We start from the raw sequence: 17,890 nt of genomic DNA, 5'->3' as shown, positions 1-17,890 counted from the left end.
AATTAGCATTAAGCCTCACTCAAACTTAGCCCGATTTGCTTCAGCAGCAAAGCAGCATTAAAGGTCTTACAAGGGCCAGTCTTCAGTTGATAATCAAACTCCATTTCACCCGCTTCTATCCTGATATCGAAATGATAGTTCCTTACCGCATCAGGATAGCGTTCCTGCAACTCCGAAAGCTGCAGGTCATGCGTCGCGAAAAGCGCCGGCGTCCGTTGTGCGATCAGCTTCTCGATAAAAACGCCCGAACCCAGAAACTTGTCCCTGCTGTTGGTCCCCCGCAACATTTCATCAATCAGCACAAAGGCATTCTCCGCTTCAGCAGTCAGTTCAAGGATCATCTTCAACCGGTTCAGTTCCGCCTTAAAAGTTGAAGTACGGTCATTCAGCGAATCCCTGATGCGCATATAAGAAACCAGCCTGAACACCGAAAGCGACAAGGCCGCCGCACAAACCGGCGCACCTGCATAGGCCAGCACCATATTTGCCCCTACCGTACGCAGGAAAGTGCTCTTCCCCGCCATGTTCGAACCCGTCACGATATCTACCGTCGGCTCTGCTCCCAGCGAAAAATCATTCGTCACACGCTCGCCGGCCGCGATCAGCGGATGCCCCAGCGCCTGCGCTTTCCATCCAAAATCCTTATTCAGCACGGGGAAAACCCATCCCGGTTCATTGTACAGCAAGGTCGCCAGCGATACCAGCTCCTCAAACTGGCCTACCCGCATCAGGCCCCGCATCAGGTCATCCGAAGCCCGCTCATACCAGTCGGCCAGCCGGAAGGAACAACGCAGGTCCCACAACAGCATCACGCTCAGCACAGGTGCCAGCACCAAATTCAGCCGCGCATCAAAATCCCTGATGATCGCCGCCAGTTCCCTAATTTCCCCACTCACCCCCGAAGACCGCTGCCCGGCGAAGAACCGTTCAATATAGGGGCTTTTCCATGCTCGCGTCTCCGTCCATTTTATGGTCGAGGCAAAACGGTCCAGCGACTTCGAGCTGTCACCAAAACCATAATACAACTGGTTCACCCGACCGATCACCGAAACCACCGCCACAGCGTTCAGCAAAGCCACCAACCCGAAAATATTCCACAACAGCCCGCCATAAACAATCGCCGCAAACAGCAGCCCGAACATGACGAAAGGCATTACCTTTACATAAGGCCGCAGCCAGGACTTCCGCGTGAAAGCCAATTGTGCAGGCATCTGGTACTGCAATTTATCTTTGATTTGCCGCATCTGCGCAAGATCATGATCCTGTAGTAAAGCCCTGAAATCAAAAGTTGCGTCAATCGCCTCCGCAATCTCACGAACCGCCACCTGCCGCTGCAACATCGCGCCAGTGTCCGCAGGAAAGCTGCCCAAGGCAGCAGCCAGCAAACTAAGCCCGTCCTCCGTTTTCCCCCGGTTGATCATCGCGAAAAGTGAGCCCCTGCCATATATGTCGAGATCTGAAGCATAAGGATGCGCATCATCTACAAAAGCAGTCCCATGATCATAGCCGTTCGCCTCCCCATTGAATATGGCTACCTCGTTCTCATACACCCAGAGTAATTTAGCCGCATATTCTTTATCGTCCAGCAAACCTGCCTGGCGCTTTACCAGGTACAAAAACAACAATACCGGCCCGAGCAACAGCGGAATGAAGATCCAGGAATAGCCCAGCCTGATCATCAGCGCCACCAGCAAGCCCTCTGCGATGAACACACCCAGCCGCGAAAAAGATGTCCTGTCCAGCCTGCGCTGCAGATCACCCAGCAATTTTCGTTGCACACGCACCCTACGTTCATATTCCGTTAAAATATCCTGCCTCGTTTTCTCCATATTAACCCGGTTTTGGCTATGTTTGATAAATATAGGCAATTCGTAATCTGCCGCTGAATTAGATGAAAATAACTTTGCTTGTTACAGGAAAAACTGAAGAAAAATACCTAACGGAAGGCATAGAAAAATATTTGTCCAGGCTCAAACACTACATCGGGTTTAGCATGACCGTCATCCCCGAACTTAAAAATACCAAACACCTCAGCGAAGCACAGCAGAAAAGCAGGGAAGCCGAACTTATCCTCAAACAGCTCAGCAACAGCGATACCGTTATCCTTCTCGACGAAAAAGGAAAAAAATACACTTCCATGCAATTTGCAAACTATCTGAACAAACAGATGATCGGCAGTGTTCAACAACTGGTATTCGTGATCGGCGGGCCTTACGGTTTTGACGAGACCATTTACAAAAGGGCAAACGGTAGCCTGTCCCTGTCAGATATGACCTTTTCCCACCAGATGGTACGTCTGTTCTTCGCAGAACAACTCTATCGGGCATTCAGTATCCTCAGGGGAGAGCCCTACCATCACGAGTAATTTTTATGGAAACCCAGGCCGGAAGGCATCTTTAGAAAAAGGAGAAAACAAGATGCAATTATCAGATTATAAAAGAAAATACCGCTACAAAAGCGACCAGAGTAAACATAAGCTCAGCTACACCATCGCGATCATTATATCTATAGTCGCCTTCCTGCTGATCTGGTTCCTGGTATAAGCGTAACACCATAAAAAAAGGGGTTACTAAACCCCTTTCTTACTCGTCATATTCGCTTTTTTCGCAGGCTGGGCCGTTTTGGCCGGTGCCTTGGCATTTGCAGCCGGTTTAGGCGTTTTTGGCTTCTTCTCCGCAGGCTTATCCTCTACCTTAACCGCTTCAGGCCCGTTTTCCGCAGGCAGCTCCTCGGTAAATGCAGGCGTATCCTTCAGAATATGGTACCAGCTAACAATTTTTTTCATGTCAGAAGTGTATACCTTATCACGGTCATATGCAGGCACCACCTCCTCAAACAGTTTCTTTAAAGCAGCAGCATCGGCCTTACCGTCCGGTACCTCGCTGGCTGCAGCAATGTTCGTAAATACATCCGCAAGCTTAAGGTCTTCATCCTCACCATACACCGTAATGTCCTCCAGCGAAGCCAGTTTGGCTGTAGCCAGGTTAGCGACGATCTTTACCTTTTGTGCGTCCAGGCTCTCCAATATATAACCAGCCTTATTCTGTCCAACCAGCCTGAACAGGCCCGGCCTTCCCGATACCGCTACGATTCCTCTTAAATTCATATTATTCTTCAATAACGTCAATTCCTAAAATCTTGTCCCCTTGTCTGATGTCGTCTACCACATCCACATTCTCGATCACCTTACCAAAGCAGGTATGGTTACGGTCTAGGTGCGCAGTATTGTTACGGCTGTGGCAAATGAAAAACTGGGAACTTCCGGTATCGCGTCCGGCATGCGCCATAGACAAGACTCCGCGGTCGTGGTACTGATTGCCACCATCCAATTCACATTTGATGCGCACACCCGAACCACCAGCACCTGTACCGGTAGGATCACCACCCTGGATCACAAAGTCAGGGATCACACGGTGAAAGGTCACACCGTCATAAAAACCTTCCTTAGCCAGTTTCAAAAAGTTAGCTACGGTATTTGGGGCATCCTGATCGTAAAACTGAACAGTCATGTCACCTTTCTCTGTCTTGATTATTGCTTTGCTCATTGTTTTTCTTGTAAAATGCCAAACTTAGCTAAAATTGGCTTTATATCCAAGAAGCCTTATATTCGTAAAAATACACCTGCGATGCATATCCTTATTCTTTCCGCCAGCGTACGCCAGGGCCGCAACAGCCACCGGGTAGCGCTTTACTTTCAGCAGTATATCCGTGAAAACGAGCTTGCAGAAGCAGAGATCGCAGACCTCAACGAATACCAGTTCCCTGTCTTTGAAGAAAGGTTACAGTACATGAGCAATCCCGGCGAAAAAGTCCTCAGGTTTCAGCAGAAAATCCAGGCAGCCGACGGGATTGTCCTGGTGACACCGGAATACAACGGCGGTTACCCCGCAAGCCTCAAAAACGTGGTAGACCTGCTGTATAAGGAATGGCAGCGCAAGCCCATTGCCATGGCCACGGTATCGGCAGGCCCTTTCGGGGGTGCGCAGGTAACCACCTCGCTTTTGTTCTCCCTGTGGAAGATCGGCGCCTGGGTTGTTCCTGCCATGTTCCCGGTGGCGCAGGTACAGAATAACTACAGCGAAGAAGGCATACCAGCCGACAAAGAAGCAACTGACAAAAGGGCGCAGAAATTTATCGGCGAACTGCTGTGGTGCATCAAAGCCAAACAGCTGATGGCCGGAACCAGTTAAGCCTCCAATTTACCCAGGTACAAAGTCGTACTTACCGCATCTCCTGTTATGTTTACGTAATGCATCCACACCTGCACACAGCTGCCTGCAAAAACAACCGGTAGTTTTAAGTCCGTCCCGGATGCCCCGCGGTCACATACCCGGTCAAAAATTGCGAACTGCCTGCAGTCAGGACTATAAACGATAAAAGTCGCCTTATCGTCCGGAGCAGAAAAAACGGAGTTTCCGGAGCCCTCCCATCTGATCTTCAGCACCCTTCCGGCAGAAATCTGCACTTCATATACATAAGACATGAGCAGTTCTCCGCGGCTAAATACCGCCTTTTCAAAGTCAATTGCCCAGACTCCTTCATCGTCCTGCTTCAGCGCATGTACCAGGTGGTAGCCAATACAGCCGTTCATCGGCGTCTTGCTCCCTTTAAAATTTCCGTAACCTACCCAGATCACGTCTCGCAAAGGCTGCAGCCAGCCCGACACCAACGCAAATTTAAAACGCTGCTCCAGCTGCTTCCCGGTACCATTGCTTCCCCGCTTATCCGGCGCCTCCCTCAAATACTCGACACCGCGCCAGTTCACCGCCACCGCATTGCCCATCTTGCCGCTAAGCGGCCCTATGATTCCACTTTTATATTTTGCCATAATATATATCTACCCAATTATTAAACATTCCGTCATCCCTTTCAGTTCCGTCATCCCTTTCAGTTCCGTCATCCCTTCCAGTTCCGTCATCCCTTCCAGTTCCGTCATCCCTTTCAGTTCCGTCATCCCTTCCAGTTCCGTCTTCCCGAGGAACGAGGGACCTCTTGCCTTTTAATCCGTCATTGCGAGGAGGAACGACGAAGCAATCCCTCACTCGCTTGTCAGAGATTGCTTCGAAAGCTACGCATTCTCGCAATGACGGAGCACTAACTTACTGCACTTCAAGCTGCCCCGCGTAAACCGAGTCAGAGACCTTCATTCCATCACTCCTTACAAAGTAACACCAGACATGTACAACAGACCCTGACCACGACGCAGGCACCTGCAGGTCATACCCCTCTGCGCTCCGTTCGGCAGCTCCCTGTCTTATTGCCCAGCCCTGCTTCAACGGGCAATAGACCACAAGCGTAATCTTGTCATCATTCGGGTCCAGCGGATCAGCCGGCACCACCGGAGCAGGTGCATTGTTCTCCCAACTCACGTCGATCTGCGCATCCACCGTTGTGGCCAGTACCGGAGCCGCTACCGAAAGCAGCCTCCCCTGTGCAAACACCACTTTGGCATAGTCGATCGACAGCGCAGGGTAAACACCCGTCACCGCCTCCCTGCGGTTCTGCGAAAACGCCTTGTTAAAAGGTGTCATGCCTTTCTCCACAGACTGGAAGCCAACGGCAAACAGCGGGGCGCAGTCCTCATTCATAAAATTGTTCATTAAGGTAAAGGCCGCCCTTGCAGCCAGCACCGGCAAGGTTGCCGGTTTGGTAGTCGGAGTCGGGCGCTCCTTTACCACGTTGATACCACGCCATTTTGAAAACACCGCGTTACCTACCAAACCCGAGACATTACCCAGAATGCCCTGTTTAAACTTTCCCATTCTTATTCAATTTTTAATGGGTTAAAAACACCACGTGCCCCGGCAAACTAATTTGATATGAACAACCGCCGGGGCCGTGATGAAGCTCCTTAAGGGCGAGCAAATTACCCTCTTTTTAAAAGGCGCCACTTCCTGGAAGCGGCAGCAGAAATCCTCAACCGATCTTCCGGTTTCTGTTCATTGCATTGGTTAAATAGTAAATAGCAGCGGTAAAATCTGAAGGGCCGCCGTCCCATCTGAACCTGTTTACGTTTACCTCGCCTTCACCCGCTGCCGGTTCAAGCTGCAGGTCAATTGCACCGTTTACATACCGGACAGAGAACCTCCAGCCTTTACCCCTGCATACACGCAGGTCGCAGGTAAAGTCTGTCCTGCCGCCAGCTTCAACTGCACGGGCCAGTTGCTCCAGCTCTGCCACAAAATGCAGCGGGTTGTGCAACGTAATCCTGAAATTCTGGTCTGGCTTTCTGAAAACCAGACAGGCCTTACGGCCACTGCTCATCGTGTAAATACTAATGATGAGCGTTAATTGTTTGTTAGATAGAGATGTCTTCATAGATTCTTGAGGTGCAAAGCTATATCGCTTCCCTGCCCTGGCATCGTCCATTCCCGTACTGAAACCGGAATTTACCTTAAACAAACCTTCAATTTTTATGTAAATTCAAAACAAACTTCATGTAATTTGAAAATAAATCTTATGCAATTTCAAAATATACCTATATTTACACGATGACTGCATTCATTAAAAGACAGATTTACAATCAAATAGAGCTACAACAAAGCAAATTCCCGATACTTGCGTTAACGGGACCCAGGCAATCCGGAAAAACTACCCTGCTAAAACAAATTTTCCCAAACTACAAATATGTATCTCTCGAAGATCCAGACCTCCGGTCTTTTGCAGAAAATGACCCCATAGGGTTCCTGAAAAACTACAGCGATCAGATCATCTTCGATGAAGTCCAGCGCGTACCAAGCCTATTTTCCTACCTGCAGCGCATCGTAGATGAAAGTGGAAAAATGGGACAGTTCATCTTATCCGGCTCCCAAAATTTTCACCTGCTTAGCAATATCACCCAAACACTTGCCGGCAGAGTCGCCTTATTCAAACTTCTTCCATTCGATTTCACCGAACTGAAAGCAACAGAACACTTCAGCTCCTCCTATTTAGAAGCCGCCATAAAAGGCTTTTATCCCCCGATATATAGCAGAAACATAGAGCCGGTTGTATTCTATGCCAACTACCTGGAAACATATGTCCAAAAAGACGTAACGGAGCTTCTGAACATCCGCGATCTCGGCCTGTTTCGCACCTTCCTGGGGCTTTGTGCCGCCAGGGCCGGACAACTATTGAATGTCAGCTCACTTGCCAACGAGTGCGGCATCTCACAGCCAACAGCAAAAGCGTGGTTATCCATATTGGAAAGCAGTTACCTTGTTTTCCTTTTACAACCCTATCATCAGAACTTCAATAAAAGGCTGGTAAAAAGCCCAAAACTATACTTCTACGATACCGGCCTGCTCACCTACCTTCTACACATCAGGAATAGTGAAGACCTCGTTCAGAACAGATTAAAAGGCAATATCTTCGAAAATATGGTCATTGCAGAATTCCAAAAACAAAACTATCATCAGTACCTTCACAAAGATTACAGTTTTTGGCAAGACAGCAACAAGCGCGAAGTAGACTTGCTTGTGAAAACCCATAATGGTTTCGATATCTTTGAAGTAAAAGCAACACAGACCATTTCAGCCGACTTGTTTAAGGAAATGGATTACTTTGAATCTCTGGTACCTAACCTGAACATACGTAAGACCCTCGTTTACGGCGGCAATGAAAACCAGCAGCGCACCAATTATACCATCAACAGTTGGAACAGCATTAGTCCCTGATCATCACTTCCCCGGCAACAATCCTTTTTCAATCAGTCTTCCCTTTGCTTCCGCAAGCGTAGTACGCCCCATACCCAGAAAACTCGCGATCTCCTCCAGCGGTACCAATCCGCTGTGCAGCAAGCCCGGATGCTTCCCGTAAAACTTCAGCACCGCCTCCTCTATCGGCAAATTCTTCGTTACCAAACGTTCCACTTTGCGCGCTTCAAAACCGCCCAGTGTAAGCCGCACCTGCTCTTCCAGGCCCTTCACCCTTCTGCAACCTTCCTCCAGATCGGCCTTGCTGATCGCTAAAACATAAGTGTCTTTTACAATCCGGATGTTGTAAGGGCTCGGCTGCCCCGTCACAAAAGAAAAGCCGCCCACAATCTCATCCTCACCATAAATGCCCACCACATGCACCGATCCGCGCACCTCTGCATAGGTTACAATATAACCCCTGCCAATGTAATAAGCCGTCTCTACATGCTCGCCCTGTGCATGGTGCGGAAACTTAAATTTTCGTTTACACAAACCCGCCTTCATTACCTCCGACAGGTAATCTACGCTCTCCGGATTCATCGCTTTAAAACGCGATATGTACCGGATCATCCGGTCAAAAGTCTTCCTGTTCAGGACCGCCGGGTCCAGTCTTGCTCTTAAATTTATATTCAATGTTGTCGTTAATTTAAATTGGTCATCTCGAGGTTGCGCAGCTTCCGCTCGTCATGCCGAGCGCAGCGAGAGATCTCTTGTACTGCACCGGCGAAACCCCTTCCCTCTTCTTAAAACTCCTCGTAAAATGCCCATGGTCATAACAGCCAATGGTATACGCAATCTCGCTTACTTTCAGGGATGAATGTAGGAGGAGATGAAGCGCTTCATTGTGAATTCTGTCCTGAATACACTCATAGACCCTTTTACCGAGCTCTTTTCGGGTAAGGTTGTTGATCTGGAACAGCGTCATATTCATCGCCGAGGCATAGAACATTGGCTGGTGTTCGTCACGGAAGTGACATTCCAGCAGATACAGAAACCGAACCATCATAAGCCTGCTATGCATCGAATGATATTGTTTTCCTATGTCACCAAATCTTAGCTCCCGCCTTCATTTTCTCCAACGTATCTACAAACTCTTTCCCATTTTTTGACAACTCAACAGCTTTCTCCTGTGCAGCAATAGCCTCAGCTTTCCGACCCGCTTTATAAAGCAGGTTTGCATAGGTGTCCCATGCGCCGGCGTTATCCATATCATAGTGCTCATTATTGTATTTCATGGTATTTACAGCTACATCAAGGACAGAAGGATCATTAACGTACTGAGCAACCCACCAAGAGATATTGTTGATATGATAAGCGCTGTGATTAAAAGCAGTTTTGTAGTACAGGGCATAGAATTTACCGAACTCATCCCAAAGTTTATTTTCCGAAGCATAATACATGCGTATACCGTAATAATATTCATCATCAAGAGCTTCGTATTTCTTTTTGATTGTTGAAAGTATTTTCTCCCAGTCAGCATTTCCTGATTTAGCATAAGGCTCAATCTCTTCTCCATAAATAATCTTATCCACGAGTCGCTTAGAGGGCCTCCTGAATTTCGGCCCGAAAATATCGTCTGCCTTCTTTGCCTGGTTTCTGAAAATTTTAAATCCTCTATCGGTCGATTTACTGGTATGAACGTATGTAAACACCAAGTTATGAGGCTTAAATAATTCTGATTCAGATAAGTTATTTATGTATTTCTGCGCGAGGGTATGGGCCAATCCCTTTCTTCCTATTCTGTCCGCTTCCACTACCAACGCTTTCACATACGCAGAATCATTCTTGCCTGCAAGGTACGCCCGATATTTCGGTTCAAAAGCTTCACTGTCTTCAATGATCTTTTTGGCTTCCGCTATTAATTCATTTGCATCCCGAAAACCGAGAATCTTTCCGGCAAGTTCTGCGGAAGTATTAAATATCAAGATTGTCGGAAAAGCGCTTACCTCATATTTTCCAGAAATTTCCTTTGCGTCAACATACCAACTCTTCACTTTGTCATTATCGTTCTTCAATTGGTCCATCTGAACTTTTACGGAGACAAACCTTTCATTGATAAAGTCACCGACCTCTTTTTTGGGAAATGTGTTGGCATCCATTTCCTTACAGGGAACGCACCAACTCGCGTAAGCATCCATGAAGATGTATTTGTTTTCCATTTTCGCTTTGTCTGTTATCTGTTTCCAGTTTAGCGAATCTTCAAAGCGAATTCCCTGGGCATGAGCAATCACAGCCAGTATCACAGCAAAAAATGTTGTAATTAAGTTTTTCATATGATAAGTTTTAAATTTATGGTTCTACGCCTGGATCCAGTTCAAGTCCCGAGTCAACTTGCTTTAGATCTGGAAGGATGCCTTGCGTCATCCACTTAGGAGCTGGTTTATCTTTTAAGTAATGATCGAAGAATTGGGAAATTCTGAGGTAGCAATCTGTCATGCTTTTTCCTTTTTGCAAACCATGTTCGCTATCGTCATATTGCAACAACCAGGCTTTCTTGCCAAGCCTTCGAAGTAATCTAAAATATTGCAAGCTTTGATAGAAAGGCAATGGATCCTGTCTGTTATGTCTGATCAATAACGGCGTAGTCACTTTCTCAGCAAGAAACAACGCAGATTGACTTACGTAATTTTCTGGTACTTCTGTTATCAATCCCCCGAAAGATTCACCTTTACCCGGCATATTGTAATCAGGCGATATTTCAGAAGAATAGCCGGTACTTGAAATGTATTCTGAATATGCAGCTGCCGAATGAGCAGCAGCAAAAATGTCTGATTGGGTCACGATATAATTTGTCTGCATTCCGCCCCAGCTAGCACCTTGTAAGCCAATCTTCTTTTCACTAACAAATGGAAACGACTTGATACGGTTTACTCCAGGAATTAGTGTATTGTATGTATCTATTAATACCTTTCCTGGCCTACGCAGTGTGATGTCGGGTACGAAAACTAGATAACCATTACTAGCCAACCAAGTGACCGGCAAAAAGTTGCCGTGGCCCAAGGAGTTGACATTGTAGAATGGAAACCTATTGAGAAATTGTGAGAATCCATCATAAATAACAGTAACAACAGGATATCTCAAGTTTGGATTGAAGTTCTCCGGCTTGTAAAGTATACCGTCGCAACCCTTTCCATTTAAGTCAGTCCAATGGACCAACTCTGAGGTTAACCAGTTGTATTCCTTTTCAGGTTTAACATCAGTTAATCTTTTAAAAGCTTTAAAATCACGAGTCGCGAATAGGTTCGGAGATTCCTTAGCTGTCTCGCGCTTAACAATGTAGACATCCGAGCCTTCCGCCTTCAGTATAGGATTTGACTCACCGCCATAGTAGTATGGCCCCATTGATAATTCTATGGGGTTAGAGCCATTCAAATTTTTTAAGCTATAAAATCCCCAGGACTTATTTTTAGTGTCGAAAGCATTAATAATGTACCCGTTAACTTCACGATGCAATTTCCGTTCTCCGGTTTTAATCTTTACTTTTTGAGTACGGAAAGCAATCTTATTAGCTCTGCCGTAACCATTCGTTAAGTTCACTGGGGCAACATCTCCTCTAAGGTCCAGCTTCCAAAGGTCATACTCATCGCCAGACAGCAAAGTACTGTCTGACAAAAATGTAAAATCCATTGGCAAAATTTCTACATCCATATGCCCTGCTCCTCTTCTTGTAATTTTCTTGCCTTTTGAGATATCGTATAGCCTTTTTGTCTTGATATTAAAACATGAATAGGAAAGATTCGCGTTATCAGGAATAACAATATACCCTGTACCTGGAGAGAACTGTATATATGTTGTACCTTCACTCTTAGGCTCACGCATAATAAATGTTCTAGTCCCGTCAATCAATGAAGTAAGGTAGTATTTTACACGAGCCTTATCGTTCCAGAATTTTTCTGTAGGGGAGTCTCCACCTTCACAGTAACTGATAATCGCCCATTCACCCTTTATTTGAACGATTTGTTCATTTTTATGAGTAAGCTGGAAACCTTTGCCGGTAGATCTATTGGTCACATAGTCATATTCCAACACGTCCTTCCTTTTACGCCAGGGGTTAGCATAGTTAGCATCTTCATAACCCCAAACATCTACCCGAGCTAGATTAGGATCAGGTGATGGCAGAGCTTCTGCCTTTTTTGAAAAGACGTATTCTTCTGTGGCCTCTTGGATTAGTAAGTTATCATCGTCCCTGGCAGAATAGATTTCTTCTTTCCGGCTGTTAAGGTCAACGCGGTATTTTTTTCCGTCGCTCTTCTTGAAAAAGGCATATCTTCCATCAGGAGAAAATTTAAATGAAAAAGCATTTACATCTTCATATCTTTTTTGCCAGTCAGAAGCGATTGATTTTACAATTAAAGCTTTCTGCGTTATACCAGTATTTCCGTTTTCCTCGATAGCATACATAATATGCTTTCCGTCGTCACTTATAACCGTACTCTCAAAACCTATCGAAGACCATTTCTCAGGACCAGAAATCCCGATGGCTGGCTTTTGCTCTTGAGCACGTGTGCTAAAGCAAATAAGCATCCCGCACACTAGAAATATTGTTCTATTGTTCATATAGTTGTTTTGAAAAGGGCAGATATAATCTGCCCTTGATGTACATTAAGGTCTGTCGTTATTCACCTTGAAAATACCTATTCCCGGAGATCCGTTCATTAATCCCCTTATTACCAGCGTCACGTTAGCCGAGCGCGGGATAGGTGTAAGTGTATAGGTTGCCAGAACAGAGTTGTCGCTCGACTTTCTGATCTGGAAACTGTATGATGTTGCTGTGCCTGGAATATAAGTTTTAAACTCGGTGTACTGCTTATAAGCAAGGTTTTCCACTTCGTTTATTGTAGGCGTATTCGTGAAACTAACATTTAGTGGTTCACTATTTGGAGAAAGGTTAACAAATCGTATACCAGCAGTAAAGGCTGTTTGCTTTGGAATATTGTCCTTGATTATTACCGCTTCAACATTGGGTAAAGTGCCGGCCAAAAACAAAGAGTACATCTCGCCGTTGCCCATACTGATTGCATTATTGTAATATGGCTTTAGGGAATCAGTTTGTGGGAAGATATAAAGCTGGCTGGAACCAGCGACAAAGGTAAATTTACCGCTGTTGTTATTGCCAATGGTAGCGGTGTTACTTCCGATTTTCGCTGTTGAGCCGCCAATAATTGCGTTAGTGACAGTCAGGGATGCCAAAGGTTTGGTCTCTATAGAGTCCTTTTTGCAAGCCGTTATAACGGCGATACTTATCAGTAAGTAGAGATGTGAATTAAATATTTTCATGATCTTCGGTCTGTTTAACATTAACTATTGTGGGTTTTGATGCCCCCTTATTCCTGGGTTAGCGTCAATCTCCTCTTGGGGAATCAAATAAAGCTGATCGGTGGTCTGCCAGTTTGAGCCCTTTATCGGTCCTAATATTGCATCTGCATTGCCTAATCGTTTCAGATCGAACCAGCGATGCCCCCACTCCGTAAATAATTCAACCTGACGTTCCGTGAGTATTGCGTCCATCATTGCGGCTTCATTACCAGTTGCCGTAGTCCCGGGCAATCCCGCACGTGTTCGTATTTCGTTTAGATCACTTTCTGCAGAGTTGGCTCCAGACAGTCTGCCTTGCTTGGCACGTGCTTCGGCTCTGATTAGGTATTGCTCAGCGAGTCTGAACACGATAGTTTGTTCGGTAACCTCTGACGTCGTTACATCGTTCTTGTATTTCTTAGGATAGTAAAAATTTGTCCCAGCGATATCGACATTGCCGATCCAATTAATCCTTCTTTTGTCAACCGGCTGCAGTTTGTCAGCCAATTCTGGATCCAGGGTTACAGGGAAACCGCCTTCCGGAAAAGAAAGGTCAGCCTCATCAGGAATGAAGAAATTGGCATCGGTTGTATTTGTGATGTCGGTTGAAACAGATTGAATTGACCATATAATCTCTTTACTTTCTTTTATGAAAGCATACGGAGCATCCTCAAGTTGGTAAACCGAATTGTTTGATATAATTTCGTTGGCCTGTGCTTCTGCTTCTGAGTATCTACCCATATACAAATATGCTCTGGAAAGCAATGCGATAGCGGCATATCTGTTAGGTCGGGTCCTTTCTGATGTACTAAGGTGTTTCGAATTGATATAGTCCGGACGCATCAGATTTTCGGCCATTGTTAGATCTGAGACTATTTGCTCATAGACATCAGCTTTAGGAGTACGCGGCCTTACCCTGTTTTTCTCGTAATCTGTGGTCAAGTTTAGTGGTACATCGCCATAAATATTTATCAAATAGAAATAGTTGAATGCCCTCATAAAATACGCCTCCCCAAGCAGTTGGGATTTAACTGCCGGGCTAAGTAAATTATTATCCGGAAGTTGCTCCAAAACCATATTTGTAACATAAATAGCATTGTAACATTTAGACCAGTAGTTGGCAGCCCCAGGGGTAGTTACGGATAAATTGTTTTCATAATGAGCTTCGTAACCACGATCTGTTTGTCCCGGAAATAGAATAAGTTCGTCGGCGGATAATCCTCCGAATACTGAAAGGCTCATTAGATTATCAGACGCTCTGATACCGCCCTGACTTAAGCCGATATACAGATTGGTCAACACTGAAGTCGCATCAGCATCGCTCGCAAACACTGTTTTGTCGTTTGTACTTGTTATGGGCGCATCAACTGTAGTAAGTTTTTTACATCCGGTGAAAACTATCAAGTTTAGCAATAGACAGATAATCGCTTTTGGATATAATATTGTTTTCATAATCATCAGTTAAAAAGTGAAGTTTGTTCCAAAAGTTATTACACGCAATGGAGGCAGGACAGTAGAGCTTTTACTTTCAGGATCAAGTCCCTTGTAATTTGTAATGGTGAAAAGATTTTGCCCTAGAACAAACAACTTCGCATTTTGAAACCTTAGTCGGGTTCGCCATGCTTGCGGTAACTCCCAAGTGAGCGAAACATTCTTAAATCTAATAAATGATGCATCCCCCCAAACGGCTGTACTCCGACCCAAGGGGGTGGATTGCCCACTATTCTGAATAGTAGTGTTACTATTTGTAAACTGACCTATTGATGTGATATCGCCTGGCTTTTTCCAACGGTTTAAAACCCAGACAGGGTCATTGAATCTTTGTGTGTTTCTACCCTGTGCATAACTTCCATAAAGATAGCTTGGTCCATTTTGCTTTACGAATTGAATTAAAAAATCCAAACTAATGCATTTGTATTTAAAACTGTTCTGTAAGCCACCATATAACGATTGCGCTGTATTCATGCGCAAATGATCATTATTTGGCTGCTGATCTGGCCGCGATGTCAAATTGCCATTTTTGTCACTATATTTATACATCCCAGTGGCAGGATCTACTCCTGCAAAATCAAATAATTTGATGTAGCTCATGGGTTGGCCAACGACCAACTCATTGGCGTAAGAAGAATTTTCAAGGTCTGGGAAAGAGAGGAGCTTATTGTTGGGTATTGTTATATTAAAGGCACTAGTCCAATCAAAGTCCTTTGTTCGAATATTTTGTGTGTTCAGGCTAAACTCTATACCCGTATTTTGTATGACTGCCGGAAAATTAGATGTGATTAATGTGAATCCTGTACTTGATGGTAACTTATAGCTGACCAACTGATTTCCGGAACGGTTTCTAAAGTATGTTGCATTTAACAGAATCCGGTCACGAAAAAAACCTAGATCTATACCGACTGATACTTTTTTGGTTTCTTCCCACTGGATGTAGGGGTTAGCTAAGCCTATAGGAAATTGGCCATTACCCTCTCCATATGGAATATCAGTTCCATTGCTCCAATATTGGGATAGATATACGTAGTCACCAATTTGGTCGCTCCCGCTTGTACCATAACTGGCTTTGAGTTTACCAAAGCTTAAAACTGGGAAATTTTCCTTCAAAAATAACACGTTTGAAAAAATCCATGCTCCACTTAATGCAGCGAAATTGTGGAATTTGTTTTGATCCCCAAAGCGAGAACTTCCGTCCCGTCGTGCAGATAATTCGACAATATACCTATTAGATAATACGTAATTTAATCGACCAAAAATCGCAAAATATTTATAAGCAGAATCAAAAACACCCGTTGATGTCAGTGTTTGCGCAGCGGCCATGTTTTCCAGAACAAGATCGTTGTTATAACCTTGACCAAATATGGAATTACTTTTCCCGGTAGTTTGTTGAATGGATGTCCCTGCTAAAAAATCCAATCTTCCGTTCCCAATAGTGTTAGCATAGTTTAATTGAGGCTCAACATTCCAAGTACTCTGTTCAGTGTCTCCATAGGAGGCGGTTCTTATATGAGTCTTCGCAGCAACTGGATTTACCGCTGTAGATGGGCTGGTAGCAATTTCATCTGTTACAAGTCTATTATATCCAAAGCCTAATCGGAAGTTCAACTTTGACAAGAGCTTATAAGCAACGGTTCCATTACCCAAAAGGTTATTTGTGCGACCCCTGTAAATTCTTGAGAATTCCCCTAGGGGATTGCTAAAGGTACTGCCAATGAGATTGAGATTATCATAGTTTACCATCTCCCAATTCAAACTCCCATCAGGCAAATAAATATCTGGCCCATTCGGGCGTAATGTCATAGCGCGTGATGTTAAATCTACACTTGAAAGATTGTTAATGTCCGCCATATAACTTCCTGACACGGTGATCCGAAGTCTTTCATTTACATTGGAGTTTATGTTAAAATGAACCGATCCCTTTTGGTCGTTGCGATCTCCAGGAAAAACTGTGGTCTCTTTATGATAATTACCGTTAAGCATATACTGTATATCCGTACTGCCACCCGAAATACTTACTTGCGCATTGTGATATTCTGCACTACCGCCAATGAGTTCCTTTTGCCAATCAGTATACCGATTGGTATCAGACAATAAAATATCTGGTGCATAGAAATACTGATAGGCCTTATTGTTAAATGGGAAAGTCGTGACAAAGTCAATTCCGTCATTTGAGAAGGCTTCCTTTCTCATTGCCACATATTGCTTAGTGTCCATCAGATCAAGTTGTTTTGCAACTCTTCCGAAACCAGTCTGAAGATTAAAATCTATCTTTGCTTTACCAAACTTTCCCTTCTTCGTTGTAATTAAAATAGCTCCATTTTGCGCCCTACTTCCGTAAATTGATGTTGCAGCTGCATCTTTTAGCACTTCTATACTTTCAATATCTTGTGGATTTATAAAGTTCATCGGATGACCTATATCTCCCGGCTGGCCGGTGCTCACTAATTTGGTTGATGGATATGGAACCCCGTCAATTACGTAAAACGGCTCGTTCGCATTGCTCCTAATACTATTTGTCCCCTGAATTCTGATACGGACGCCTGATCCAGGCAAACCATTTGACTGGGAAATCTCTAATCCCGGCACCCTTCCAGCTAACGCTAGAAGTGGGTTCGTGACCGGCTGTTTAGCAATGTCCTCAGCCTTGACACTCGAAATATTCCCGGTACTCAGCCTCCTCGAAGTAACCCCATAGGCCTGTATCTGCACCTCATCCAGTTTACTTTCACTCTGCTGCAAAACCACATTCATAAACTCCTTACTCGAAGCAACTTCCCTTATCACATAACCTAAATAATTCACCACCAATACCGCTCCCTCATCCACATTCTTCAACTGAAAACTTCCTCCCGCATCGGTAGATGTAGAGCCTTTGCCATTCTTTACGCTCACTGTCGCCCCGGCTAGTCCGTTGCCCAGCGAATCCACCACCTTACCCCGTACATCAATCGCCTGAAATCGGGCAACGATGTTATCCAGGAAAGACGCTTCCTTTTGCTTAATCACCACGGTCTTATCCTCGATGGTATAAGTCAGCGGCTGGTTTTCGAAACAGGCCTTTAACACCGCTTCCAGGCTTTCGTTCCTGGTCTTAATGGTTATGCGCCTGGCGCTGTTCAGCGCAGCGTCGTTATATAAAAAGTCATAGCCGCTTTGCTGGCCTATGCTTTGCAGCACCTCCCGCAGCCGGGCGTTTTTTTTGTCCAGGGTTATTTGTGCTTTCGTGGTGGCACTCACCTGAACCAGTGCAATCGCGATAATGAAAGCGGTCAGTTTCATAATCCGAAATAATTGGTAATACAATTTCATTAACTTTGGTTTAGTTTGGATTTATACGAATCGGTTGTTTAGTCGCAATGTTTTTGGATAGATCCAGACTGTTGCCAGGGGTAGGTCAGAGCACTCCTGGCTTTTTCCTTTTC

The 17,890-nt window shown here is 45.0% G+C and carries 17 protein-coding genes; 4 read left to right on the top strand and 13 right to left on the bottom strand.

The annotated features are described in order from the left end of the window. Positions 1-8: 8 nt before the first annotated feature. The gene (locus P2W84_RS09310; RefSeq protein ID WP_276089842.1) at positions 9-1,829 is read right to left on the bottom strand and encodes a DNA mismatch repair protein MutS; all 1,821 of its coding nucleotides are present in this window, start codon (positions 1,827-1,829) and stop codon (positions 9-11) included. 62 nt (positions 1,830-1,891) lie between these two features. Here P2W84_RS09310 and rlmH point away from each other — a divergent pair, with 62 nt between their 5' ends. Next, positions 1,892-2,365 (top strand): 23S rRNA (pseudouridine(1915)-N(3))-methyltransferase RlmH, encoded by a 474-nt coding sequence (gene rlmH, locus P2W84_RS09305; protein WP_276089841.1) that lies wholly within the window; start codon positions 1,892-1,894, stop codon positions 2,363-2,365. 52 nt (positions 2,366-2,417) lie between these two features. Continuing rightward, the gene (locus tag P2W84_RS09300; protein WP_276089840.1) at positions 2,418-2,543 is read left to right on the top strand and encodes a hypothetical protein; all 126 of its coding nucleotides are present in this window, start codon (positions 2,418-2,420) and stop codon (positions 2,541-2,543) included. Positions 2,544-2,569: 26 nt separating this feature from the next. Here P2W84_RS09300 and P2W84_RS09295 read toward each other — a convergent pair whose 3' ends face one another. After that, the gene (locus P2W84_RS09295) at positions 2,570-3,106 is read right to left on the bottom strand and encodes a DUF5606 domain-containing protein (RefSeq protein WP_276089839.1); all 537 of its coding nucleotides are present in this window, start codon (positions 3,104-3,106) and stop codon (positions 2,570-2,572) included. 1 nt (position 3,107) lies between these two features. Then, entirely contained in the window at positions 3,108-3,545 is a 438-nt protein-coding gene (locus tag P2W84_RS09290) for a peptidylprolyl isomerase (RefSeq protein WP_276089838.1), read from the bottom strand. 81 nt (positions 3,546-3,626) lie between these two features. Between P2W84_RS09290 and P2W84_RS09285 the strand changes: the two genes are divergently transcribed. Next, positions 3,627-4,190, top strand: coding sequence for an NAD(P)H-dependent oxidoreductase (locus P2W84_RS09285; RefSeq protein WP_276089837.1), 564 nt, complete (start codon positions 3,627-3,629; stop codon positions 4,188-4,190). On the opposite strand, the gene P2W84_RS09280 is transcribed toward P2W84_RS09285, so the two are convergent. The 3 genes from P2W84_RS09280 to P2W84_RS09270 form a co-directional block, all read right to left on the bottom strand. After that, complete coding sequence (locus P2W84_RS09280; RefSeq protein ID WP_276089836.1) at positions 4,187-4,828, bottom strand: DUF6266 family protein; 642 nt, start codon at positions 4,826-4,828, stop codon at positions 4,187-4,189. The genes P2W84_RS09285 and P2W84_RS09280 overlap by 4 nt on opposite strands. A 271-nt stretch (positions 4,829-5,099) precedes the next feature. Further along, a complete protein-coding gene (locus P2W84_RS09275) occupies positions 5,100-5,762 on the bottom strand; it encodes a DUF6266 family protein (RefSeq protein WP_276089835.1) in 663 nt (220 codons plus the stop codon). A 154-nt stretch (positions 5,763-5,916) separates the two neighbouring features. Beyond that, positions 5,917-6,402 carry a hypothetical protein gene (locus tag P2W84_RS09270; RefSeq protein WP_276089834.1) on the bottom strand — a complete coding sequence of 162 codons (486 nt, stop codon included), beginning with the start codon at positions 6,400-6,402 and terminating at the stop codon, positions 5,917-5,919. Between the two features lie 89 nt (positions 6,403-6,491). On the opposite strand from P2W84_RS09270, the gene P2W84_RS09265 reads away from it, so the two are divergent. Then, on the top strand, positions 6,492-7,655 hold the full coding sequence (locus P2W84_RS09265; RefSeq protein ID WP_276089833.1) for an ATP-binding protein: 1,164 nt from the start codon (positions 6,492-6,494) through the stop codon (positions 7,653-7,655). A gap of 3 nt (positions 7,656-7,658) precedes the next feature. On the opposite strand, the gene P2W84_RS09260 is transcribed toward P2W84_RS09265, so the two are convergent. From P2W84_RS09260 to P2W84_RS09230, 7 genes are read right to left on the bottom strand one after another with little or no spacing between them, the layout of a single operon-like run. Further along, entirely contained in the window at positions 7,659-8,309 is a 651-nt protein-coding gene (locus tag P2W84_RS09260) for a cyclic nucleotide-binding domain-containing protein (protein ID WP_276089832.1), read from the bottom strand. A 22-nt stretch (positions 8,310-8,331) separates the two neighbouring features. Next, complete coding sequence (locus tag P2W84_RS09255) at positions 8,332-8,697, bottom strand: AraC family transcriptional regulator (protein WP_276089831.1); 366 nt, start codon at positions 8,695-8,697, stop codon at positions 8,332-8,334. A 22-nt stretch (positions 8,698-8,719) separates the two neighbouring features. Beyond that, the gene (locus tag P2W84_RS09250; protein ID WP_276089830.1) at positions 8,720-9,949 is read right to left on the bottom strand and encodes a thioredoxin fold domain-containing protein; all 1,230 of its coding nucleotides are present in this window, start codon (positions 9,947-9,949) and stop codon (positions 8,720-8,722) included. 16 nt (positions 9,950-9,965) lie between these two features. Next, positions 9,966-12,233 (bottom strand): prolyl oligopeptidase family serine peptidase, encoded by a 2,268-nt coding sequence (locus P2W84_RS09245; RefSeq protein WP_276089829.1) that lies wholly within the window; start codon positions 12,231-12,233, stop codon positions 9,966-9,968. 45 nt (positions 12,234-12,278) lie between these two features. After that, positions 12,279-12,953, bottom strand: coding sequence for a DUF4397 domain-containing protein (locus P2W84_RS09240; protein ID WP_276089828.1), 675 nt, complete (start codon positions 12,951-12,953; stop codon positions 12,279-12,281). 24 nt (positions 12,954-12,977) lie between these two features. Continuing rightward, a complete protein-coding gene (locus P2W84_RS09235) occupies positions 12,978-14,423 on the bottom strand; it encodes a RagB/SusD family nutrient uptake outer membrane protein (protein ID WP_276089827.1) in 1,446 nt (481 codons plus the stop codon). Positions 14,424-14,432: 9 nt separating this feature from the next. Continuing rightward, positions 14,433-17,777, bottom strand: a complete 3,345-nt coding sequence (locus P2W84_RS09230; protein ID WP_276089826.1) for a SusC/RagA family TonB-linked outer membrane protein — start codon at positions 17,775-17,777, stop codon at positions 14,433-14,435. Positions 17,778-17,890 lie beyond the last annotated feature (113 nt).

The organism is Pedobacter sp. JY14-1 (genome assembly GCF_029269825.1).
Taxonomy (GTDB): domain Bacteria; phylum Bacteroidota; class Bacteroidia; order Sphingobacteriales; family Sphingobacteriaceae; genus Pedobacter.
Note: the sequence above shows the minus strand (reverse complement) of the source record. Positions and strands in the feature narration are given on the sequence as shown.